The organism is Pantoea sp. V106_11 (genome assembly GCF_029967885.1).
GTDB classification, from domain to species: Bacteria; Pseudomonadota; Gammaproteobacteria; order Enterobacterales; family Enterobacteriaceae; genus Pantoea; species Pantoea ananatis.
Map to the genome: position 1 here is coordinate 26,504 of NZ_JASCAK010000022.1, position 22,820 is coordinate 49,323.

20 protein-coding genes are annotated in these 22,820 nt (G+C 53.5%); 9 read left to right on the forward strand and 11 right to left on the reverse strand.

The window, feature by feature from the left end:
* Nucleotide 1: 1 nt before the first annotated feature.
* The gene (fklB, locus tag QLG08_RS05195) at nucleotides 2-622 is read left to right on the forward strand and encodes an FKBP-type peptidyl-prolyl cis-trans isomerase (RefSeq protein ID WP_014604905.1); all 621 of its coding nucleotides are present in this window, start codon (nucleotides 2-4) and stop codon (nucleotides 620-622) included.
* Nucleotides 623-658: 36 nt separating this feature from the next.
* Here fklB and QLG08_RS05200 read toward each other — a convergent pair whose 3' ends face one another.
* Nucleotides 659-2,599, reverse strand: coding sequence for a bifunctional 2',3'-cyclic-nucleotide 2'-phosphodiesterase/3'-nucleotidase (locus QLG08_RS05200; RefSeq protein ID WP_014604906.1), 1,941 nt, complete (start codon nucleotides 2,597-2,599; stop codon nucleotides 659-661).
* 294 nt (nucleotides 2,600-2,893) lie between these two features.
* Between QLG08_RS05200 and cysQ the strand changes: the two genes are divergently transcribed.
* Nucleotides 2,894-3,637 carry a 3'(2'),5'-bisphosphate nucleotidase CysQ gene (gene cysQ, locus QLG08_RS05205; RefSeq protein ID WP_014604907.1) on the forward strand — a complete coding sequence of 248 codons (744 nt, stop codon included), beginning with the start codon at nucleotides 2,894-2,896 and terminating at the stop codon, nucleotides 3,635-3,637.
* 37 nt (nucleotides 3,638-3,674) lie between these two features.
* Here the strand turns inward: cysQ and QLG08_RS05210 are convergent, their stop codons facing one another.
* A complete protein-coding gene (locus QLG08_RS05210) occupies nucleotides 3,675-4,235 on the reverse strand; it encodes a YtfJ family protein (protein WP_013027383.1) in 561 nt (186 codons plus the stop codon).
* A gap of 310 nt (nucleotides 4,236-4,545) precedes the next feature.
* On the opposite strand from QLG08_RS05210, the gene QLG08_RS05215 reads away from it, so the two are divergent.
* A complete protein-coding gene (locus tag QLG08_RS05215; RefSeq protein ID WP_003855513.1) occupies nucleotides 4,546-4,752 on the forward strand; it encodes a DUF1107 domain-containing protein in 207 nt (68 codons plus the stop codon).
* 32 nt (nucleotides 4,753-4,784) lie between these two features.
* Here QLG08_RS05215 and QLG08_RS05220 read toward each other — a convergent pair whose 3' ends face one another.
* Both QLG08_RS05220 and QLG08_RS05225 read right to left on the reverse strand, forming a co-directional pair.
* A complete protein-coding gene (locus tag QLG08_RS05220) occupies nucleotides 4,785-6,104 on the reverse strand; it encodes a hemolysin family protein (RefSeq protein ID WP_013027381.1) in 1,320 nt (439 codons plus the stop codon).
* 182 nt (nucleotides 6,105-6,286) lie between these two features.
* Nucleotides 6,287-6,454, reverse strand: coding sequence for a hypothetical protein (locus QLG08_RS05225; RefSeq protein ID WP_015699432.1), 168 nt, complete (start codon nucleotides 6,452-6,454; stop codon nucleotides 6,287-6,289).
* 163 nt (nucleotides 6,455-6,617) lie between these two features.
* On the opposite strand from QLG08_RS05225, the gene QLG08_RS05230 reads away from it, so the two are divergent.
* The 3 genes from QLG08_RS05230 to QLG08_RS05240 are packed head-to-tail and all read left to right on the forward strand — an operon-like array spanning nucleotide 6,618 to nucleotide 12,456.
* Entirely contained in the window at nucleotides 6,618-8,333 is a 1,716-nt protein-coding gene (locus QLG08_RS05230) for an autotransporter assembly complex family protein (protein ID WP_282472839.1), read from the forward strand.
* A complete protein-coding gene (locus QLG08_RS05235; RefSeq protein ID WP_015699433.1) occupies nucleotides 8,330-12,097 on the forward strand; it encodes a translocation/assembly module TamB domain-containing protein in 3,768 nt (1,255 codons plus the stop codon). The genes QLG08_RS05230 and QLG08_RS05235 overlap by 4 nt, the downstream gene beginning before the upstream one ends.
* Nucleotides 12,098-12,099: 2 nt before the next feature.
* Entirely contained in the window at nucleotides 12,100-12,456 is a 357-nt protein-coding gene (locus QLG08_RS05240; RefSeq protein WP_028721927.1) for a gamma-glutamylcyclotransferase, read from the forward strand.
* A gap of 240 nt (nucleotides 12,457-12,696) precedes the next feature.
* Here QLG08_RS05240 and QLG08_RS05245 read toward each other — a convergent pair whose 3' ends face one another.
* The 5 genes from QLG08_RS05245 to QLG08_RS05265 form a co-directional block, all read right to left on the reverse strand.
* Complete coding sequence (locus QLG08_RS05245) at nucleotides 12,697-13,203, reverse strand: hypothetical protein (RefSeq protein ID WP_210450147.1); 507 nt, start codon at nucleotides 13,201-13,203, stop codon at nucleotides 12,697-12,699.
* A gap of 94 nt (nucleotides 13,204-13,297) precedes the next feature.
* Nucleotides 13,298-14,578, reverse strand: coding sequence for an ATP-binding protein (locus QLG08_RS05250; protein ID WP_078829085.1), 1,281 nt, complete (start codon nucleotides 14,576-14,578; stop codon nucleotides 13,298-13,300).
* A gap of 240 nt (nucleotides 14,579-14,818) precedes the next feature.
* Nucleotides 14,819-15,349 carry an inorganic diphosphatase gene (gene ppa, locus QLG08_RS05255; RefSeq protein WP_013027376.1) on the reverse strand — a complete coding sequence of 177 codons (531 nt, stop codon included), beginning with the start codon at nucleotides 15,347-15,349 and terminating at the stop codon, nucleotides 14,819-14,821.
* Nucleotides 15,350-15,449: 100 nt separating this feature from the next.
* The gene (locus tag QLG08_RS05260; RefSeq protein ID WP_028715847.1) at nucleotides 15,450-15,899 is read right to left on the reverse strand and encodes a DUF441 domain-containing protein; all 450 of its coding nucleotides are present in this window, start codon (nucleotides 15,897-15,899) and stop codon (nucleotides 15,450-15,452) included.
* A 60-nt stretch (nucleotides 15,900-15,959) separates the two neighbouring features.
* Nucleotides 15,960-16,370, reverse strand: coding sequence for a lysozyme inhibitor LprI family protein (locus QLG08_RS05265; protein ID WP_022622415.1), 411 nt, complete (start codon nucleotides 16,368-16,370; stop codon nucleotides 15,960-15,962).
* Nucleotides 16,371-16,549: 179 nt separating this feature from the next.
* On the opposite strand from QLG08_RS05265, the gene QLG08_RS05270 reads away from it, so the two are divergent.
* Nucleotides 16,550-18,109, forward strand: coding sequence for a methyl-accepting chemotaxis protein (locus QLG08_RS05270; RefSeq protein ID WP_014594710.1), 1,560 nt, complete (start codon nucleotides 16,550-16,552; stop codon nucleotides 18,107-18,109).
* 34 nt (nucleotides 18,110-18,143) lie between these two features.
* On the opposite strand, the gene fbp is transcribed toward QLG08_RS05270, so the two are convergent.
* Entirely contained in the window at nucleotides 18,144-19,151 is a 1,008-nt protein-coding gene (gene fbp, locus QLG08_RS05275) for a class 1 fructose-bisphosphatase (RefSeq protein WP_006118345.1), read from the reverse strand.
* A gap of 167 nt (nucleotides 19,152-19,318) precedes the next feature.
* Between fbp and mpl the strand changes: the two genes are divergently transcribed.
* Nucleotides 19,319-20,674, forward strand: a complete 1,356-nt coding sequence (gene mpl / locus QLG08_RS05280; RefSeq protein WP_014604911.1) for a UDP-N-acetylmuramate:L-alanyl-gamma-D-glutamyl-meso-diaminopimelate ligase — start codon at nucleotides 19,319-19,321, stop codon at nucleotides 20,672-20,674.
* 85 nt (nucleotides 20,675-20,759) lie between these two features.
* Here mpl and yjgA read toward each other — a convergent pair whose 3' ends face one another.
* Nucleotides 20,760-21,305, reverse strand: coding sequence for a ribosome biogenesis factor YjgA (gene yjgA, locus QLG08_RS05285; RefSeq protein ID WP_014594709.1), 546 nt, complete (start codon nucleotides 21,303-21,305; stop codon nucleotides 20,760-20,762).
* 113 nt (nucleotides 21,306-21,418) lie between these two features.
* Between yjgA and pmbA the strand changes: the two genes are divergently transcribed.
* Complete coding sequence (pmbA, locus tag QLG08_RS05290; RefSeq protein ID WP_013027370.1) at nucleotides 21,419-22,759, forward strand: metalloprotease PmbA; 1,341 nt, start codon at nucleotides 21,419-21,421, stop codon at nucleotides 22,757-22,759.
* Nucleotides 22,760-22,820: the final 61 nt, after the last annotated feature.

Consider the following 22,820-nt stretch of genomic DNA (forward strand, 5'->3'; position numbering starts at 1 on the left):
GATGACTACCCCTTCTTTCGACAGCGTCGAAGCACAAGCAAGTTACGGTATTGGTTTACAGGTTGGCCAGCAGCTGCTGGAGTCTGGTCTGCAGGGGCTGCAGCCAGAAGCACTGCTCGCGGGCCTGCGCGACGCGCTGGAAGGGAACTCACCCGCGGTGCCTGTTGATGTGGTCCATCGCGCGCTGCGTGAAGTCCATGAGCGTGCGGAAAGCGTGCGTCGTGAGCGCGTGGAAGCGATGGCCGCAGAAGGCCAGGCTTTCCTGCAGGACCATGCCCAGCGCGAAGGCGTCAGCAGCACCGAGTCAGGTTTACAGTTCAGCGTGATGACGCAGGGGGAAGGTCCGATTCCATCGCGCCAGGACCGCGTACGCGTGCATTACACCGGTAAACTGATCGACGGCACCGTCTTTGACAGCTCAGTCGCTCGCGGCGAACCGGCTGAATTCCCGGTTACCGGCGTGATTGCGGGCTGGATCGAAGCGCTGACGCTGATGCCGGTGGGTTCCAAATGGGAACTGGTTATTCCACACAACCTCGCTTACGGCGAGCGCGGTGCGGGTGCGTCCATCCCGCCATTCAGCACCCTGATTTTTGAAGTTGAGCTGCTGGAAATCCTGTAAGGATAAAAGGGCGGCGCGATGCCGCCCTTAGCCCTCTTACTGCTGTAAATTTACCTGCCAGAGAGCAAATCCCGTCTCGTCATTCCCTGTTGCCTTCATTGGATACTGCGCATGCTGTTGAATAAAGTGCGTGGCTTTATCACCGGGCGCGGTTTCAAAGCGAATATCAAGAGGCTGTGCAGCCTTGATCGTCGCCAGCCGCCAGTTATTGTCAGCCTGAGGGCGCACTTCACCCTGCTTTTTGGTTTCTGCGCTGATATAGGCCGCCAGGATTGAGCGGTTTTCATCCGGTGAGGCAAAAGCAATGTACTTGTCGCCCGTGCCCGCGAATTTACCGCTGTAGGCCCGGTAGTTATTGGTCGCCACCAGGAAGGTTGCTTTAGGATCGATGGGTTGCCCCTGCCAGCGAAGATCCTTAACACGTGAGGCATCAGGATGAATCAGTTGGCACTCTTCGTCATAACGGGCCGGCTGTGTCACATCAATCTGGTAACTCACACCGTCGATCACGTCGAAGTTATAGGTGCGGAAATTCCAGTTGATTAACGATTGCGTACGGGTGCTGGTCGGATCGATCTGATTAAACTGGCCTGCGGAGCATTCCAGCCACTCTTTTACCTGCTCGCCGCTCACTTTCATCACCACCAGCGTATTGGGATAGAGATAAAGATCCGCCGCATTTCGGAACGTCAGGTCACCTTTCTCCACTTCCACGTAGCTGGCAGGATCGTTCTTACGTCCACCGGCTTTAAACGGCGCAGCGGCCGACAGCACCGGCAGCGTCGCCAGATCGGGATCACCCTGAATAAAATGCTCCACGTAGGCGCGCTGAGCGTTATTCACAATCTGAACGGTGGGATCGTCCTGAACCAGCGACAGGTAGCTGTACATCACGTCGGCGGATTTTCCGATGGGCTGAGCGACAAACTCGCGGGTGGCATGGTGATCGTCTTTCAGGACGTTAACCAGTGCCGGATCTTCTGCGGCCAGCGATGTCTTGTTTGCGGTGTCATAGACAGGGCGCGCCTGTGCGGTGCCGTGAGTAACGTGCCAGCGGCCACCTGCGTTGCTCAGCGCCAGATCCACCACGCCCAGATGATCGCCCCACATGCCCGGCATCACCGCAGGAATACCGTTAAGGGTTCCTTTCTCAATATCCGCACCTTTAATCCGTGCAAACTCCTTGCCCGGGAAAACGGCGTGCGCATGGCCAAACATAATGGCATCAATGCCTGCGACCTCGCTGAGGTAATAAACAGAATTTTCAGCCATGGCCTGATAAGGTTCGCTACTCAGACCGGAGTGGGCAAGGGCAATAACGACATCCGCGCCTTTAGCGCGCATCTCTGGGACATAGCGACGTGCGGTTTCTGTGATGTCATCCACCCGCACCTTGTCGTGCAGGTTGGCTTTATCCCACACCATAATTTGCGGCGGGACAAAGCCGATATAGCCCACCTGCAGGGTATGTGTTTTACCCTCACGATCGGTCACGCGGGTCGGTTTAATCAGGTAGGGCGTAAACAGAGGCTTACCGCTTTTCAGATCGATAACGTTCGCATTCACATAGGGGAAGCGCGCGCCAGCCAGCGCTTTTTGCAGGTACGGCAGGCCGTAGTTAAACTCATGGTTGCCCAACGTACCGACGCTGTAATCAAGCGTATTCATGGCTTTATAGACAGGATGGATATCGCCCTGTTTGAGCCCTTTTGCGGCCATATAGTCGCCCAGCGGGCTGCCCTGAATAAGATCGCCATTGTCTACCAAAACGCTGTTGGTGGCTTCCTGACGCGCCGCATGGATTAACGAGGCGGTGCGCACCAGACCATATTTTTCCGTGGGCGTATCTTTGTAGTAGTCGAAGTCCATTATATTGCTGTGCAGATCGGTCGTTTCCAGCACGCGTAAATCCACGGTGGCTCCCTGTGCTGCAACTGAAACGCTCAACGCCAGTAACATCATTCCCGCCTTAAACATGCTCGCTCCCAAAGCTAATAGATCAAGGCTACAAAAATAATGTAAAACTCTGATGAAAGGGCAGATTAAATCGTGATGAAGATAACGTTTTGAGCCAGCCGCACGCTGGGGTCGGGCGAAACGCGTTGCAGGATTTGTAAAAGGATATCGTTGCCATTTTTTTCTATTATGTTGATATACCTGAAAAATGATTCAGAATGTTTGCCTGAAATCAGAGATGAACGTGAAGCTGCTAGACTGTATTCCAACGGGTATGACAGTTAACGCGTAGCATTCTCATACATGAGGTGGAAAATGTTAGAGCAAATAAGCCAACTGGCGCGTGAAGCAGGCGACGCGATTATGCAGGTCTACAACGGTTCCGTTCCGACAGACGTTTCTCACAAAGCGGATGATTCTCCTGTCACGGCGGCAGACCTGGCCGCTCATGATGTGATTGTGTCGGGCTTAAAACAGCTGACACCGGATATTCCGGTACTATCAGAGGAAGATCCGCCCGGCTGGGAGGTTCGCCAGCACTGGCAACGTTACTGGCTGGTTGACCCGCTGGATGGCACCAAAGAATTTATCAAACGTAACGGCGAATTTACCGTGAATATTGCGCTGATTGAGCAGGGCAAACCGGTAATGGGCGTGGTTTATGCTCCCGCGCTGGGCGTGATGTATTCCGCCGCAGAGGGCAAAGCCTGGAAAGAAGAGAACGGCGAGCGACAACAGATTCATGTGCTTGATGCGCGTCCACCGTTAGTGGTGGTGAGCCGTTCGCACAACGACGACGACGAGATGAAAGAGTACCTCAAGCAACTGGGGGAACATCAGACGGTGGCAACCGGGTCATCACTGAAGTTTTGCCTGGTGGCAGAAGGGAAAGCACAGCTCTATCCGCGCTTTGGGCCAACCAATATTTGGGATACCGGAGCGGGTCATGCCGTTGCCGCGGCCGCGGGTGCTCACGTTCACGACTGGCAGGGAAGAACACTGGACTATGCACCGCGTGAATCTTTTCTTAATCCCGGCTTTCGCGTCTCGCTGTTTTAACCCAGTGCGGGAGGCGCAGCCCTCCCGCTTTCCGCCTTCAGTCCTGCAACAGCGATTTTAATAAGCTCATCACCTGCTGCACCTCCTGCTGAGAGAGCGCCCCGTCTTTAACGTATTTAACCTGACCCGTTTTATCCAGTACCACAATAGCCGAGCCGCCCTGCTGTAATTGCCAGGCGTGCTGCACATTGCCATTGCTGTCGACGATAAACTGCGACCAGGGATACTGCTGCTTATTACTGTGAATACTGCTGCGCACGAACATGCTGGTGCCAGGTATGGCATCATCGGTATTAACAATGGTGGTGGTCTGATAGCGGTCGTGAGGCAATTTCGCTGCCTTGATAGCTTCAACCAGCGCCGCGTTCATCTCTTTCGCGGATGAGCGCCCGGCAATATGCTGTACTACGCGGACTTTTCCGCTCAGCTGAGCGCTGTTCCAGTTTTTATAACTGAATTTCTCCTGCTGTAAAATCAGCTCGCCTTTGTCGTTGACGCCCACTGCTGGCACACGTTTGCCCAGCTCAATGTTATGCGCCAGCGCGCTAACGGGAATCAACAACGATAAAGCCAGTGCTGCCAGTGTTGCACGCATCATCATTCTCTCCAGTGATCAGACCAGTTAGTCATTCCACTGTCATATTAAGTAGGGATGATGCGGCTGTCTCAAAAAGCTGTCAGCTTTGCTATCGACAACACAATTCTTTAACCAATGAAGGTTTATACTGAATAGTGAAAAGTAAATAACAGAGTATTCTGTAATGTTGTGTCAGAACGGTAAAAAAATTTATTTCTTATCGTGCGAAGCAAACAGAGTGTTCTATAGTTTATCTCGAATTCGCGCTTCATGGATCCGTACCGAATTTGGCAACGGTGAAGCGTGCTTAAAAATTAAGGAGTTAATCACTATGAAAATCTTCCAGCGCTATAATCCACTACAGATAGCAAAATATGTTAAGACGCTGTTTAAAGGAAGGTTGTACATCAAGGATGTTGGCGCATTCGAGTTTGATAAAGGTAAAGTCCTGATCCCACGGGTCAAAGACAAACAGCACCTGAGCGTGATGTCAGAAATTAACCGCCAGGTCGTTCGTCTCAAGCTAGAGTTCAACTAAATAACAGGGCGCCGTTGGCGCCCTTAGTGTTTCTACTCTTCGGTTTTTGCCACATTCAGCATCGGCGGGCGTTCATCAATCCGCGTCACAAGTAGCTGGTCAATTCGGTAGCTGTCGATATCCACCACTTCGAACTTGTAACCGGCAAACTTCACAAAGTCTGTGCGCTTCGGGATTTTGCGCAGCATATACATCATAAAGCCGCCAATGGTTTCGTAGTTACCTGACTGCGGAAAATCATCGATATCCAGCACGCGCATGACATCATCTATCGGCGTACCGCCTTCCACCAGCCAGGAGTTTTCGTCACGTGCGACGATTTGCTCTTCCATGCCTTGGCCCACCAGGTCGCCCATCAGCGTGGTCATGACGTCGTTAAGCGTAATGATGCCCACCACCAGCGCGTACTCGTTCATGATGACCGCAAAATCGTCACCCGCCGTCTTAAAGCTTTCCAGCGCCTCAGATAACGTCAGCGTATCGGGCACAATAAGCGCCGATCGGATCTGAACCCCGCTGTTCAGCGCCATGCTCTGATTTCCCAGCACGCGCAGCAGGAGCTCTTTAGAGTCGACATAGCCCACAATGTGGTCAATATCGCCATTACAGACCAGGAATTTAGAGTGAGGATGTTGAGCGATTTTGGTTTTCAGGCTGACTTCATCTTCGTGCAGATCGAACCAGACAATGTTTTCGCGTGAGGTCATGGAGGAAGGGACGGTACGCGACTCCAGTTCAAACACGTTCTCAATGAGTTCGTGCTCCTGCTTACGCAGCACACCGGCCAGCGCACCGGCTTCGACAACCGCATAAATATCGTCAGAGGTAATATCGTCTTTACGCACCATCGGCAGTTTGAAAATGCGAAAGAAGACGTTGGCCAGACCGTTGAACAGCCACACCAGCGGCCGCATCACCAGCAAGCAGAAGCGCATGGGATTGATAATGCGCAGGGCGATGGTTTCGGGCGCGATCATACCGACGCGTTTCGGGGTCAGGTCGGCAAACAGAATAAACAGGCTGGTCACGATGGTAAACGAGCAGATAAAGCTAAGCTGTTCGGCAAGTTCATGCGACATAAAGCGGTTAAACAGGCTGGAAAACGCGGGCGAAAACGCCGCATCACCGACGATACCACCGAGGATCGCCACGGCATTCAGGCCGATTTGCACCACGGTAAAGAACATGCCGGGGGTTTCCTGCATTTTCAAAACGCGCTGAGCGTTGATGTTGCCTTCGTCGGCCAGAAGTTTCAGCTTAATCTTGCGGGCGGCGGCCAGCGAGATTTCCGAAAGAGAGAAAAAAGCACTGATTACGATCAGTAGCAGAATGACAAGTAAGCTATCAAGCATATGAGATCCAAAGAGTTATTCACTTGTCATTTTTGGCCTGGGCAGCGTGCGGTTTAGGCGGTCATTCCCTGTGCTGGTGACGCAAGGGGAGCTATCCGTGCCAAAAATGTCTGCGCCCATTTAACACAATGCGTGAGCGTCGGGGCAGAAATGAAGACAGGCGGGATGCCTGTGGTGGGTGATTATAGCAGCAGCGACGATGCCGCCGCCAGAGGGCAATCGGTGGCGTCCTGTGAGGCCATCGGGCAGTCTGTCATCAACCGCCCGGTCAGGCGGACAAACGGCAATCGCGCCTGCGACGTAACAACATCGTTGTAACGTAAGTGGGTTTTGCCGACAATAATGCTCAATTTGACTTATAACTCGTTGTACACTGCCAGTTAGCAAAAAGTGCGGCTATGATGAGTGAGTTGCCGTCGCGATCGTATCGGTAACGAGGATTAACACGCGCCCTGTGGAATGGGGCAGGCATGACAGACAGGAGTACAGGTGCCACGATTTTATGTTTATTGCATGGCGGGTTTACTACTCGTCGCGCCCGCCTTCGGGGCAGCGCCGGTTCGACTACAGCTGGAAGGGCTAACCGGAGAACTGCAAAAAAACGTCAGGGCACGCCTGTCGACTATTGGCAGCGATGAAGTCACCAACGATGGCCGCTTTCGCTCCCGCGTATCCGCGGCAATAAAAGAGGGGCTGCGTGCGCTTGGCTATTATGAGCCGGATATCGACTTCGTATCCCGGCCCGCGCCACCTCAGGGCGGCCGTCCGGTGTTAATCGCCCGCGTCACGTCCGGTCAGCCGGTAAAAATTGCGGGCAGTACGATTATCGTCACCGGCCAGGCTAAAAACGATGCGGACTATAAAAACTGGATCGCGCAGGGGCGCCCCAAAGTCGGAACGGTGCTGAATCACGGGCAGTACGACAAATTCAAAAGCGGCTTCACTAACCTTGCCCTCCGTAACGGCTATTTCGACGGTGAGTTTGAGAAAAGCGAGCTGGGCGTTTCCGTTGCGCGCCACGAAGCCTTTTGGGATCTCGATTACAACAGCGGCCCGCGCTATCGTTTTGGCAATGTCAGCTTTGAAGGTTCGCAGATTCGCGAAGCCTATTTGCAAAATTTAGTCCCTTTTAAAGAGGGCGATTACTACAGCTCGCGCGATCTGGCGGAGCTTAACCGCCGTCTTTCTGCGACCGGCTGGTTCCAGTCAGTTGTGGTTGCGCCTGAGTTTAAGCAGGGACGTAAAACCAAAGTCCTGCCCTTGAATGCGGTGGTATCGCCCCGCGCTAAAAACACCATCGAAGCCGGTGTCGGTTATTCAACCGATGTCGGACCGCGCCTGAAAGGAACGTGGAGAAAGCCCTGGGTTAACGATCGCGGTCACAGCATGGTCGCCAGTGCCTATGTTTCTGCCCCCGAGCAGCAGGTCGATCTCAGTTATAAAGTCCCCTTGCTGAAAAGCCCCCTGGAGCAGTACTACACGTTCTCGGGCGGCCTGAAGCGCACCGACCTCAACGATACCAAGGCGGACACCAGTACGCTGGCGGTATCACGTAACTGGGACAGCAGCAGCGGCTGGCAAAGAGCCCTTAATCTGCGCTGGAGCCTGGACCACTTTACACAGGGTAACGTCACTAACACCACGATGCTGCTCTATCCCGGCGTCAGTCTCAACCGCACCCGTTCGCGCGGGGGCTTAATGCCCACCTGGGGCGACTCGCAGCGTTATTCCGCCGATGTGTCCGATACCACCTGGGGATCGGATGTCGATTTCTTGATCCTGCAGGCGCAAAACGTCTGGATCCGCACACTGGGCGAAAAGAACCGCTTTATCGCGCGCGGCACAGTGGGATGGATTGAAACCAACGACTTCGACAGGGTGCCGCCGGACCTGCGTTTCTTCGCCGGCGGGGATCGCAGCATACGCGGTTATAAATACAAAAACGTTTCGCCCCGTGACAGTGACGGCAAACTGACCGGGGCCTCAAAAATGGCCACCGGTTCGCTGGAATATCAATACAACGTCAGCGGCAAATGGTGGGGTGCGGTGTTTATTGACTCCGGTGAGGCCGTTAATGACATCAGTCAAAGCAATATCAAAACCGGTGCCGGTATCGGCGTACGCTGGGCATCACCCGTGGGGCCCATTAAGTTTGATATTGCCCGCCCTATTGGGGACAGCGAGGAGCATGGTGTGCAATTTTACGTAGGATTGGGGCCTGAATTATGACGCGCTGGAAAAAGGTCCTGATTGGCTTTTTGATTTTTTTAGTGCTGCTGTTTGCCGGCCTGGCATTTTTGATTGGTACAACGCCGGGATTACATCTGGTGCTGAAGGGCGCTACGCGCTGGGTGCCGGGGCTATCCATCAACAAAGTGGACGGTGGCTGGCGTAATCTTACCCTCAGTGGATTGCGCTATGAGATGCCTGGCGTCAGCGTGAACGCGGGCAATATCCATCTGGCCGTGGATCTTAACTGCCTGCTGCACTCGTCTGTTTGTGTGAACGATCTTACGCTGAAGGATATCAGCGTGGTGGTCGACAGCAAAAAGATGACGCCCTCCACCGCGCCGCCGGAAGAAGAAAGCGGCAAGACAAACCTCAGCACGCCCTATCCGATCGCCCTGCGCCACGTGGGCCTGCACAATATAAACGTGAAAGTGGATGATACCGCTATTTCGCTGGTGGATTTTACCACCGGCCTGCAGTGGCAGGATCGTGCGCTGACGCTCAATCCCACCCATATTCAAAGCCTGCTGATTGCGCTGCCGAAAGCGGCGCAGGTGGCAAAAGAGCAGGTGGTGCAGCCCAAAATACAGCAGCCGAAGCCCGACGAGAAGCCGCTGGGCGAAACCTTACAGGCGATGTTTGCCAAACCGCTGTTGCCTGAACTGCCCGACTTTCAGCTTCCGCTGGACATTGATGTACAGGACATTGTGGGCGAGCAGTTGCGGATTACTGGGGATACCGATATTACGGTGAGCCGATTGCAGGTGAAGGCAAAAACCCTCGACCGGCATATGCAGTTGCAAACGCTGGCGGTGGATTCAAACCTGGGCAAGCTGAACGGCAGCGGTCAGGCGACGCTGGCCGACAACTGGCCCGTTGATTTGGCGCTAAACGGTGACGTGAACGTTGATCCGGTGAAAGGCGAAAAGCTAAATCTGACAGTAAAAGGCGCGATGCGCGACGAGTTGAAACTGGCGCTAACGCTTTCAGGCCCGGTGCGCGCGCAGCTCGATGCCAGCGCCCAGCCCGCCGTTATTGGGCTTCCGCTGGCGCTCAACCTGACCAGTCCGCAGTTACGCTGGCCCCTGACCGGGCCGGTTCAGTATCAGGCCGACGATCTTCACTACCAGTTCAACGGCAAGGCGACTGACTATGTCATGTCGCTCCGTACGTCGGTCAAAGGGGAGTCGGTGCCGCCTGCGACGGTCGCCCTGGAGGGGAAAGGCAACGTTCAGCAGTTCAGTCTGGATAAGCTGCGTGTGGCGGTGTTACAGGGCAACGTTGATCTGACAGCGCTGGTGGACTGGAGCAAAGCGATCAGCTGGCGCAGTGAGTTGACGCTGGACGGCATCAATACCGCACGCCAGTATCCTGACTGGCCGGCAAAGCTGAACGGCAACATTACCACGCGCGGCAGCCTGTATGGCGGCAGCTGGCAGGTCAGCGTACCGCAACTGATGCTAAAAGGTAACGTTAAGCAGAATGCGGTCAGCGCAGAGGGGACCTTAAGGGGCAACAGCTACAACCAATGGGATATCCCCGGCATCAAAATAGCGCTGGGACGCAATCACCTGGAGATAAAAGGCAGTCTGGCAGATAGCCTGAACCTGGATGCCAACGTTGATGCGCCCCGTCTTGATAATGCACTGCCGGGCCTGGGCGGCGTGGTGAAAGGGGATATCAAAGCACGCGGTACGCTGAAAGCGCCACAGTTGCTGGCCGATCTTACCGCCACGGGTTTACGCTGGCAGCAACTGCTTGTCCGCCGCATCACCCTGAAAAGCGACGTGCGCTCCAGCGATCAGATCGCCGGTAAACTTCAATTGCGGGTTGAACAGCTAAAACAGGATGCACTCAACATCAGCCTGCTGACGCTCAATGCCGAGGGTGATGAAAAGCAGCACCAGCTCAAACTCAACGTACAGGGTGAGCCGGTATCAGGACAGCTTGCGCTCAACGGCAGCTTTGACCGTCAGACAGAGACGTGGAAAGGCAGCCTTAATAACACGCGTTTTGACACGCCGGTGGGTGAATGGCGCCTGACGCGTGCGATGACCATTGACTATTTTAATCAGAAACAGAGCGCGACGATCGGCCCCCACTGCTGGCAAAACCCCAATGCACAGCTTTGTGTGCCAGAGCCCATTGAAGCCGGCCCCAGTGGTCATGCTCACGTGGTGTTAAACCGCTTCGATCTGGCAATGTTGAAACCCTTCCTGACCGATCAAACGCAGCTGAGCGGCGTGTTCAGCGGCGATGCCCGCGTCAACTGGACGGCGGAGGGTAAACTGCCCATCGGCACGCTGGCACTGAAGAGTAACAACGTGAAAGTCGCGCAGGATGTGCAGGGCAATACGCTGCCCATCGCCTTTAACACGATTAACGTTAATGCGGCACTGCGGGACGGACGGGCTCAGCTCGACTGGCTGATTCGCATCGTGAATAACGGTCAGCTGGACGGCAATGTGCAGATTACCGATCCGCAGCAGCGCCGTACGCTGGGCGGCAACGTGAATATCCGCAACATCTCGCTGGCAATGATCAACCCGGCGTTGATGCAGGGCGAAAGCATCAAAGGCAATCTGAACAGTAATCTGCGTCTGGGAGGAACGGCACAGCAGCCGCAGATTTTTGGTCAACTCGGCCTCAAAGATGTGAATGTAAAAGGCAACTTCATGCCGGTGGATCTGACCAGTGCCAGCCTGAACATGGTGTTTAACGGCATGAGTTCGACGCTGAATGGCCTGCTCCAGACCGCACAGGGCAACATTAACCTGAGTGGTGATGCGGACTGGAGTCAGTTGGATAACTGGCGTGCGCGCGTTGCCGCTAAAGGCAGTCGGGTTCGCGTCACCGTGCCGCCCATGGTGCGCATGGACGTTTCCCCGGATGTGGTCTTTGAGGCTACGCCAGCCGCCTTTAACCTTGACGGCCGGGTTGATATTCCATGGGCGCGCATCACGGTACAAGAGGTGCCAGAGAGCGCCGTGGGCGTCTCCTCTGACGAGGTGATGCTGGATAAGAACCTCAAACCGATTGAGCCTAAAACCGCCTCAATACCGATTAACAGTAACCTGACCATTCACGTCGGAAACGACGTACGTCTGTCGGCCTTTGGACTAAAAGCCCGGCTCAATGGCGATCTGAAAATGGTGCAGGATAAATCCGGACTGGGGCTTAACGGACAGATCAACATTCCATCCGGCCGTTTCCATGCCTATGGTCAGGACTTGATCGTACGCAAAGGTGAACTGCAGTTTGCAGGCCCGCCAGACCAGCCTTATCTCAACCTGGAGGCGATTCGTAATCCGGATGCAACAGAGGATGGCGTAACCGCAGGATTGCGCGTCACGGGTCTGGCAGACGAGCCAAAAGTAGAAGTGTTCTCCGATCCGGCGATGTCACAGCAGGAAGCCCTTTCATACCTGTTACGGGGTCAGGGACTGAAAAGCGACGGTGACGGTAACGCACTAACTTCGGCGTTAGTCGGCTTAGGGGTTGCACAAAGTGGGCAGGTTGTGGGTAAAATCGGCGAGACGTTCGGTGTAAGTAACCTTGCTCTCGACACCACCGGCGTTGGCGACAGTCAACAGGTGCAGGTCAGCGGCTATGTACTGCCGGGTCTACAAGTAAAATACGGAGTGGGCATTTTTGATTCACTGGCAACGTTAACCTTGCGTTATCGCCTGATGCCCAAACTCTATTTGGAAGCCGTGTCCGGTGTGGATCAGGCTCTTGATTTGCTTTATCAGTTTGAGTTTTAGCAATGCGAATAATTGTCTATGGCAGTTTACGGCGCAAACAGGGAAACAGTCACTGGATGACACACGCGCAATGGTTGGGTGACCATCAGATTGAGGGCTATGAGCTTTACAGTCTGGGTCACTATCCCGGAGTGATTACTGGCGAAGGAACGGTATATTGCGAAGTATACCGAATTGATGCCTCCATCCTCGCCGAGTTAGATGCGCTTCGCACCAAAGGCGGAGAATACAAACGTTTTCTGATTCAGACGCCGTTTGGGAGCGCGTGGCTTTATGTTTATCAACGTTCAGTTTCAGGACGTCAGCGCATTATGAGCGGCGACTGGCTGAAACGTGAAGAGGAGCAGGAAAGCGAATAAAATATTGCCCAATGGAACCTGTCGCAAGTGCGTCCGTTGGGCGATTTATCAGCGAATTAAAAAACCGGAAATGAAAAACATTTCCGGTTTTTTATGGGCCTTATTTAGCCTTTTTGTCTACATTCGTTAAAAGTAGCCATAAGTTGACCGGCTTATTTTCTTAAGACGACGTTCCTAAAAGATAACGAAAACAGACATACCACTGCCTGGCTGGGCAGCATGAGGACGTAACAGCGCTCTCTACAAGAGCCCCTGACGATCGGCTTCATACCAAACCAGAGGAGAAATCCGCTTGAGGTAACAGGACGTGTAATATTTAGTCAGGTATTCATCGAAATGTTTGACGCGCAATGCCCGGCACCCGGGCGCATCAAGTTTCAACCGACGAATTGTGGTGTCAACCCTTGCAAAGCGTTCTGCCTGCAGTTCAGGATTGGGGTAAATACGCCCACTCACCAGTTCCAGATGAAAATCACCCGCAAGGACATCAAAAGGATCCAGCACGTCATCGTAATGATTTTTCCGGCTGTTCATTCGTCCACAGGAAAGACGGTAGTTTGACCACTCATAGGCAAGATCGGCACGCGCTGATTTTGCGGCAAAGTGATCGACGGAACCATTGGCGGTGACGCGTTCGAAATGCACTGCGACATAGGCGCAAACCCCATGGTAGCTGGTGTAGAGTTCATCCAGACAATCCACCCAGTAATTATTTATTTTGGTTCCGGATGGAAGAGGTTGAGTCACATCTATATTCTCAGCCTTAAGGTGTGCCAGACCTCTTTGACGAACTCTGTCGTCAAAGTTAGCAGGCTCAGGCGCAGGAATGACTGGCACCATATTATGATATCCATCCCTTTTTCTCTGCGACGAAACGCCAGCGCATCCAGAACGGGTCGGTATCGCTCAGTACCCCGCGGAGTTTTTTATCAATTTTTTGTGCCTGAGTTACCGTGATGGTATTACTGGACAACGCCAGCGCTGCCTGATTTAAAACTTTTTCAGCTTCCAGCGAACGAGCCATATTAAGGTCAAAGGCTTCGCTGGTTAGCCAGTTAGAAACGTCGCCCTGACGAATAAAATCACGCTTTGAAAGAATCACCTTACCTTCTACAAAATCCAAATCGAACCAGGCATCTTTTTCCGCCTTAAATACCGGTTCAACGGATGCCATCACGAGAGGGGAATGCGTTGCGGCAATAAGTTGTACATCTGGCTGCTCAGTGAGCGTTTTCATCACGTTGAGCACGGCTGGAACAATGCTTCTTTGCCAGCTTGGATGCAAATGTGATTCGATTTCGTCAATCAGGAAGACGATCTGGTGCGTGGGTTTCTCATCAAGTAACCTCGCGGCAAGCTGATGTTCCTGCCATGCCCAGATAAGGAAATATGCCAGGGCAAGAATTCGTCGGATACCGGATGAGGCATGGATAACAGGAACATCCTGACCATAAGGCATTCGGACTGTGGGCATATCCCGAACGTCATCCAGACTAATGCGGATTAATTCTCCCATCTCCAGCGTTTCTTTTTCAGAGGGGGAAAGCGCTTTTAACACCTTATTAAAAAGGGAAATGGCCTCGCCTTTTTCTTTCTGCCAGGAGGCTAAATCTGCAATAATTCCATTACAAAGTATATTGCCGTCATTGGCTTTTAATCCCTGCCAAACCTCCTGAGGTGAAAAAACGTAGGCGGGGCGGCGCTCCTGAATATCTACGTTATCTTTGGTTTTCCAGTAGTTTCGCGCAGGGTCCCATACAGCGAAACTGCCATCCGTCATCGCATACAGCACCAGCCCCGGATTTGCAGGCCGGCCTTGTCGGCCAGTCCACGACTGCTCATGACGCTGGAAAGTGCTGGTATAGTGTTCTTGTTTCTTTTTGGCACTAAAGCTGAATGTAATCGCGGCATCACCGGTAGCGCGAGGAAGTATTTTTTTGCCAACATTCATCTGTGGATTAATTTCTGAGGGCCAGCGACGCGTTAATGACCACCATGCGATATCCAACAAAAAGCTTTTACCCAGCCCATTATCACCGGTAATCAAATTCAAACGATCACCAAACTCCAATGCCATTTCTGGAGATGGACCAACATTAAGCAGTTGGAGTTTTTTTAGCATATACCACTCCGTATGACAGGGAAAATGCACAGATAAACAGGGCGAGTATATCGACAAACTCTCTGTTTTTCATCTACTACCCGGTAAGGGATGCAGGCTCTGGCAGGGACGTTACCACAGTGCGCCAGCAATGAGTCTAAGGAAGAAGCAAAGGAAGTGAAGTGTCGAAACAGGAGGGCTGTTGATAATGAATATGGCGGAAAGAACGCTGGGGAAGGCATTCCCCAGCATTAGATCATATTATTTCTTCGCCGCACGCTCGAAAGAAGAGATGATCTCAGCTTTCGCTGCTTCAGCGTTATCCCAGCCGTCAACCTTAACCCATTTGCCTTTTTCCAGATCTTTGTAATGCTCAAAGAAATGGGTGATCTGCGCACGCAGCAGCTCTGGCAGGTCGTTCACATCTTTAATGTGATCGTATTCTTTGGTGAGCTTGGTATGCGGAACGGCAACCAGCTTGGCATCTTCACCTGACTCGTCGGTCATTTTTAATACGCCAACCGGGCGGCAACGGATCACTGAGCCTGGCTCCAGTGGGTACTGGGTAGGGACCAGCACGTCTACCGGATCGCCATCCAGTGACAGGGTATGGTTGATGTAACCATAGTTGCACGGATAGAACATCGCAGTGGACATGAAGCGATCTACAAACAGGGCTCCAGAATCTTTATCAACTTCATATTTGATCGGATCGGCATTGGCCGGGATCTCAATAATTACGTAGATATCTTCTGGCAGGTCTTTACCTGCTGGCACCTGGTTCAAACTCATCGGGAATTCCTTCAGTCGTCGTGTGTTGAGTGTTGGCTATTATAGCCAACTGACTGTGAAAGTACGCCCCCTTTTTGGCGTTTCGGAATGCTCCTCAACGCTATTTGGCCGTGATGAACAGGGAAACAATGCCCGCAGCAATCAATGGCCCTACCGGGACGCCGCGGAAAAACGCTACACCAATCACCGTGCCCATCAACAACCCGCCAATGACCGAAGGTTGCACGCTCATATAGCTGACGCCACGGCCGCCCAGCCAGGCGACAAAAATACCCACCAGCACCGCCACAATGGATTGCCAACTGGCAAAGGACTTAACCAGGGAGGAGGCGGGCAACGAACCGCTGGCGAGCGGGGCCATGACCGCCACCGTAAGGATGATAATGCCTATCGTAATGCCCTGTTTTTCCACGTAAGGGAAGAACTGCGCCAACGGGGTCAGTTTGATGACCAGCAGAATCAATATAGAAAGGGTGACGGCGGTGTTGTGGACAAAATAGCTCAGTATGGCAAGGCCGATTAATATCAGCGTAGAGGCATAAGCAGCCATGATTTTTCCCTGCAGGTAAAAGACAACATTGGCAAAAAGCCAACAACGGACTGACATTAATCAACAATCATCGGGGTTAGCGCAACTGCCATTGGCCAAAGATTGCAGTTGTAACGTTTGATTGCGTACCAGGGCTGTACTCTGCGCCGCCAGCGCAACGGGACCAAGGGTGCCCTGCGTATTCAGTTGGCTGCGGCTCGCCGCTAACCATGCCTCACGGTATTTCATCCATGCGCGCTGTGCGGCACGCAGTTTTTCTCTGGGCTGTCCGCTTAATTTTTTCATCAATGCACTGTACTGCGTGTTCATTTCCTTGTCCCACTCCTGGGTCGCCGCATCCTGGCATTGCATCAAGGCCAGCGTGGTGTCAGCTTGATTAAGGCATTGATTTAATGTGACATCAATAGTGGACTGCTCCGCAACTGCTGCGTTGCAGCTTAAGAGTAACAGCAACACCCATCCTCTTTTCATGGATTTCCTCTTTTGTTTTTTTAACACAATACCTTCAGATTCATTAACAGATTAGCGGTAATGAATGGGTTAATCATTCACTGGCGTTAAAGTTTACGAATCGCAGTGCCGATACTTTCTCCGTTTAAGGGTTGTCGAAATTTTTTTCGCCTTTTACTACTCATACGGAAACGATCAAGATGAAACAGTTATCACTACGCACGGGGTTGCTGGCGTTGCTGGCATTCATGACACTGCTGCTGTTGGCGGTGAGTGTGATGGGCATTGTGGCCATTAATAAAGGTAACCGTTCTTTGGATGTGATCAACCGCATTCAGGGAATCGAGTTAAACAGCTTGTATCAAAGTAATGCCGATTTAATGCGCGCACGGGCCAGTGCTGCGCTGGCGGTGCGTAAAATTGAGATTGGTTTACTGGATGAGGGCGCGCAGGTCACCAAAACGGCGCAGGCTGATGTCGCGGCATCGCAGCAGAATCTTAAGCGATTTGTCGATGCCGGTACCGTGACCGCTGAAGGGAAAATTATGGCCGATGCCATCGCATCCAGCTATAAGGACTACCTCGATCAGGGCATCCTGCCAATGATGAAGGCGCTGGATAAACAGTACAACGATGAATACTACCAGCTGCTGGAAGGCAAGCTGGAGCCGCTTTCGGCGAAATACAGCAAAGCGGTAGAAACCTTCGGTAAAAAAGCCGATGAGATTACCCAGGCGCAATTAGTTGAAGCCCAGCGCAATGAAATCATGATGAAAGTGCTGATAGCCGTGGCCGTCGGACTCTCGTTGTTGCTGCTGGTGCTGGCCTGGGTGCTGTTGCGCCGCATGCTGCTGATTCCGCTAAACAACGCGATCATCCATCTTGAGCAGATTGCGGCGGGCGATTTGTCCCAGACGTTGCCGCTGGCGGGCAATAATGAGTTGGGGCGCCTGAACAATGCGCTGGCGGGCATGCAGCATGCGTTGCGCGAATCGGTTAATCAGGTGCGCGAAGCCGGCCTGAAAATTGATATCGGTAGCCGTGAACTGGCCGCCGGCAATGTCCATCTTTCCCAACGTACCGAAGAGTCAGCGGCATCGCTGGAGCAAACGGCGGCCAGCATGGAGCAGCTAACTGCAACGGTCCGTCTTAACGCCAGCAATGCCCAGCAGGCCCATCAGCTGGCTAACGCCGTGTCTGACAGTGCCGATCGCGGCGCAGAGGTGGTGAATTATGTTATGGAAAAAATGCATGAAATCACCGACAGCGCTAACCGTATCGGCGATATCCTGAGCGTCATTGACGGCATTGCTTTCCAGACCAATATCCTGGCACTGAACGCGGCGGTGGAAGCGGCACGTGCCGGAGAGCAGGGGCGCGGATTTGCCGTGGTCGCCAACGAGGTTCGTACGCTGGCACAGCGCAGTGCCAGTGCGGCGAAAGAGATCCGTACGCTGATCGGTGATTCACAAACGCGCGTCAAAGAGGGCAGTGAAATGGCGACGCGTGCGGGTGAAACAATGGATGAGATTGCCGCTGAAGTTATGCGGGTTACGGCCCTGATGAAAGAGATTTCCATGGCGTCAGAAGAGCAGAGCCGGGGAATCGATCAGGTGAATCACGCGGTCACGCAGATGGATGAAGCGGCGCAGCAGAACGCGGCGCTGGTAGAACAGGCAACGGCGGCGACCCATTCACTGGAGTCGCAATCCGAGCAGCTCCAGGCGGCGATGGCGCAGTTCAGGCTGCAGCAGTCGTAACGCAAAAAGGGCGCGTCACGCGCGCCCTTGATGTTTAGCCCTGACGGCACTCGGGGAATTCAGCCAGGAAACGCTCTACATCGTCAACCATGGCGGTGTTACCGCAGTAGAACGGACAGCGTTGGTGCAGCGTGACCGGGGGAATATCCAGGATACGGTTCTGACCGTCGCTGGCTTTACCGCCGGCCTGCTCCGCCAGGAAAGCCATTGGGTTGCACTCATACAGCAGGCGCAGCTTGCCTTTTGGATGGCTGGCGGTGCTGGGATAAAGATAAATACCGCCCTTCAGCAGGTTACGGTGAAAATCCGCGACCAGAGAGCCGATATAGCGTGATGTGTAAGGACGGTGAGTCGCCACATCCTCTTCCTGACAGAATTTCAGGTACTTTTTCACGCCCTGTGGGAAACGAATGTAGTTACCTTCGTTAATGGAATAGGTGTAACCCACTTCCGGATAGGTCATGCGTTCATGGCTGAGGCAGAACACGCCCAGAGAGGGATCATAGGTAAACGCATGGACGCCACAGCCGGTGGTGTACACCATCATGGTGGATGAGCCATAAACGACGTAACCGGCGGCAACCTGTTTGTTGCCTGGCTGCATGAAGTCGGCTTCGACAACTGGCGTACCCGGCTCGCTGACGCGGCGATAGATGGAGAAAATGGTGCCGACGGAGACGTTAACATCGATGTTCGACGAACCGTCGAGCGGGTCCATCAATACGACGTATTTTCCGTTTTCCTCGCCTTCAAAGATAACAAACTCATCTTCTTCTTCAGAAGCGATACCGGCAACAATGCCGCGTGCTTTCAGTGCGGCTTTGAGTTTTTCGTTGGCGAACAGATCCAGTTTCATCTGCTGTTCACCCTGAACATTCTCAACGCCGCTGGCACCAAGAATATCGACTAAGCCGGCTTTGTTGATATCACGGTGAATAATTTTAGCACCCAGCTTAATGGCTGAGATAAGTGCCGTCAGTTCACCTGTGGCGTGCGGAAAGTCGTGTTGCTTCTCGACGATAAATTCGCCCAACGTTTTCATAACACATTCCCTGAATCATCGATGGAGTGGCAGCGGCATACTTAACTGCCCGTGGATGCGTACGCAGTTTAGCCGATTGAACTTTAAAAACCATAGTCCTAATCCGTTTCTTCCGTGTGCAAGCGAGGTTACACTGTGCGCCGAACTTTTGAGTTATGGACCTCGTTATGCGCATTCACATCCTCGGGATATGTGGCACTTTTATGGGCGGACTGGCTATGCTGGCCCGCTCCCTTGGTCATCAGGTGACAGGCTCTGACGCCAATGTCTATCCACCGATGAGCACGTTGCTTGAGCAGCAAGGCATTGAATTAACAGAAGGTTACGATGCGAGCCAGCTTGAGCCCGTACCGGACCTGGTCATTATTGGCAACGCCATGACGCGCGGGAACCCCTGCGTGGAAGCGGTACTGGAACGCAACATTCCTTACCTCTCTGGCCCCCAATGGCTGCACGATTTTGTGCTGCGCGATCGCTGGGTGCTGGCCGTGGCGGGCACGCACGGTAAAACCACCACAGCAGGCATGGCAGCGTGGATTCTGGAAGCCTGCGGCCTGGAACCTGGCTTTATTATTGGTGGCGTACCCGGTAACTTCGATGTTTCTGCAAAATTAGGAAAAAGCCCATTCTTCGTCATTGAGGCTGATGAATACGACTGCGCGTTTTTCGACAAGCGCTCGAAATTCGTCCATTACTGCCCACGTACGCTGATTCTGAATAATCTTGAATTCGATCATGCCGATATTTTTGACGATCTGCGGGCCATCCAGAAACAGTTTCATCATCTGGTACGCATTGTGCCGGGTCAGGGCAAGATCCTGCTGCCAGAGCACGATCATAACCTGAAGCAGGTGATGGCAATGGGCTGCTGGAGCGAACAGGAGCATGTGGGCGACGGCGGTCACTGGCAGGCGAAGAAGCTGACGCCGGATGCCTCCCGCTGGGAAGTGCTGCTGGCGGGTGAAAAAGTGGGCGAGGTGAACTGGGGACTGGTCGGCGAGCACAACATGCACAATGGCCTGATGGCGATTGCGGCAGCGCGCCATGTCGGCGTAAAACCTGAGGACGCAAGCCAGGCGCTGGACAGCTTTATTAATGCCCGTCGCCGTCTTGAGCTGCGCGGTGAGGTCAACGGCATCAAGATCTATGATGATTTTGCCCACCACCCGACGGCGATTCTGGCCACGCTGAGCGCACTGCGCAGTAAAGTGGGCGGCACCGCGCGCATTCTGGCGGTGCTGGAGCCGCGTTCAAACACCATGAAAATGGGCGTGAATAAAAATGAGCTGGCACCGTCGCTGGCGCGCGCAGACGAAGTGTTCCTGTTCCAGCCGAGCCATATTCCGTGGCAGGTCGCGGACGTCGCAGAAGCCTGCATGCAGCCCGCTCACTGCAGCGCGGATATCGATACGCTGGTAGAGACGATCGCGAAAACGGCCCAGCCGGGCGATTCCATCCTGGTCATGAGTAACGGGGGCTTTGGTGGGATTCATCAGAAGCTGCTGGATCGTCTGGCGCGCTGATCACTAGCGGACCCGTTCCTCTCCCTCAGACGGGAGAAGAAAACCCTGCGGCTGGGCGCTGCTCAGCCGCAAATCAGCGGAAAGGTCAGACGGTTTCGGCTAACTCACGCAGATACTGAAAAATCTGACGGGCAGATTTTGGCGGTTTGTTACCGGCTTTTTCCTTCTGCGCATTACGGATCATGCTACGCAGCTGCTGGCGATCGGCCTGCGGATAAAGGGCGATCACGTCCGCCATCGCCTCATCACCCTCATCAATCAGACGATCGCGCAGCATTTCCAGTTTATGGAACAGGGCGACCTGCTGGTTGTGACGGTTCTTGAGTTTGTCGAGTGCGATGCGGATCGGCTCAACATCCATACTGCGCAACAGTTTACCGATAAGCTGTAACTGACGGCGGCGACCTTCTTTCTTGATGCGCTGTGCCAGTTCAATCTCGTTACGTAAACGCTCGTCCAGCGGAATTTTATCCAGAGAGTTTTTACCCAGATCGACCAGCTCGGCACCCAGGCGTTTCAGCTCTTCAGCATCACGTTTTATTTCGCTCTTACTAACCCAAATAATCTCTTCATCTTCTTCTTCGTGATTATCGGGTACATCATCGAGCCACTCATCAGGCTGCTTAGTCATATCTGGCTCCAAAAAAAAGAGGCTAATCCTACCAGTTTATCGGGTGACTGCGAAATTGTTCTCTGACTCTGATAGACTCAAATTATTCAACCATAAGATTAGACGGCAGGTCGATGAACGTATCAACTCAAGTTGCAGAACAGCGAACAGCACTGGAACAGGCAATTGCACAGGCGCTTGAACTGGCAAAAGCAAGTACGGATGGCGCGGAAGTCGCGGTGAGCAAGACGACCGGTATTGGTGTGAGTACCCGCTACGGCGAGGTAGAAAACGTTGAGTTCAACAGCGACGGCGCACTGGGTATTACCGTTTATCATCAAAACCGTAAAGGCAGTGCTTCATCGACCGATCTCAGCCCAGACGCGATCAAACGGACTGTGCAGGCGGCGATCGATATTGCACGCTATACGTCACCCGATCCTTTTGCCGGACCGGCGGATGCAGAATTACTGGCTTATGAGGCTCCGGATCTCGATCTTTACCATCCGTGGGAGATCGATGCCGATCACGCCATCAAACTGGCGGCCCAGGCAGAACAGGCGGCGCTGCAGGCGGACAAACGCATCACCAACACCGAAGGCGGCAGCTTTAACAGCCACATCGGGATTAAAGTCTTCGGCAACAGCCACGGCATGTTACAGAGCTACTGCTCCAGCCGCCATTCGCTTTCCAGCTGCGTGATTGCTGAGCAGGACGGCAATATGGAGCGTGACTATGCTTACACCATCGGCCGGGCAATCGACGATTTAAAAAGCCCGGACTGGGTCGGCGCAGAATGCGCGCGCCGAACGCTGTCGCGTCTTGCGCCACGCAAGCTCGACACCATGAAAGCGCCGGTGATCTTTGCCCCCGAAGTGGCAACGGGTCTGTTCGGTCACCTGGTGGGCGCCATCAGCGGTAGCAGCGTGTATCGGAAATCCACCTTCTTGCTGGATGCCATGGGCAAACAGATTCTGCCTGAGTGGCTGACCATTCAGGAGCAGCCGCACCTGTTGAAAGGTTTAGCGTCAACGCCGTTTGACAGCGAAGGCGTTCGCACCCAGGCTCGCGACATTATCAAAGATGGCGTGCTGCAAACCTGGCTGATGACCAGCTATTCGGCGCGCAAGCTGGGCCTGACCAGCACCGGCCACGCGGGCGGTATCCACAACTGGCGCATCGCCGGTCAGGGGCACAGCTTCGACGCTATGCTGAAGCAGATGGGCACCGGCCTGGTGGTGACAGAACTGATGGGGCAGGGCGTCAGTGCGATCACGGGCGACTACTCACGTGGCGCAGCCGGTTTCTGGGTAGAAAACGGGGAAATCCAGTATCCGGTAAGCGAAATTACTATCGCCGGTAACTTAGGCGACATGTGGCGGAACATTGTCACCGTGGGCGATGACATTGAAACCCGTAGTAATATTCAGTGCGGTTCGGTCTTACTCCCCGAAATGTATATTGCCGGACAGTAAAATCTCTTTTAAGTTGTTTATGCGATAGCAAGCGGAGGGCATCGACCCTCCGTTTTTTTTT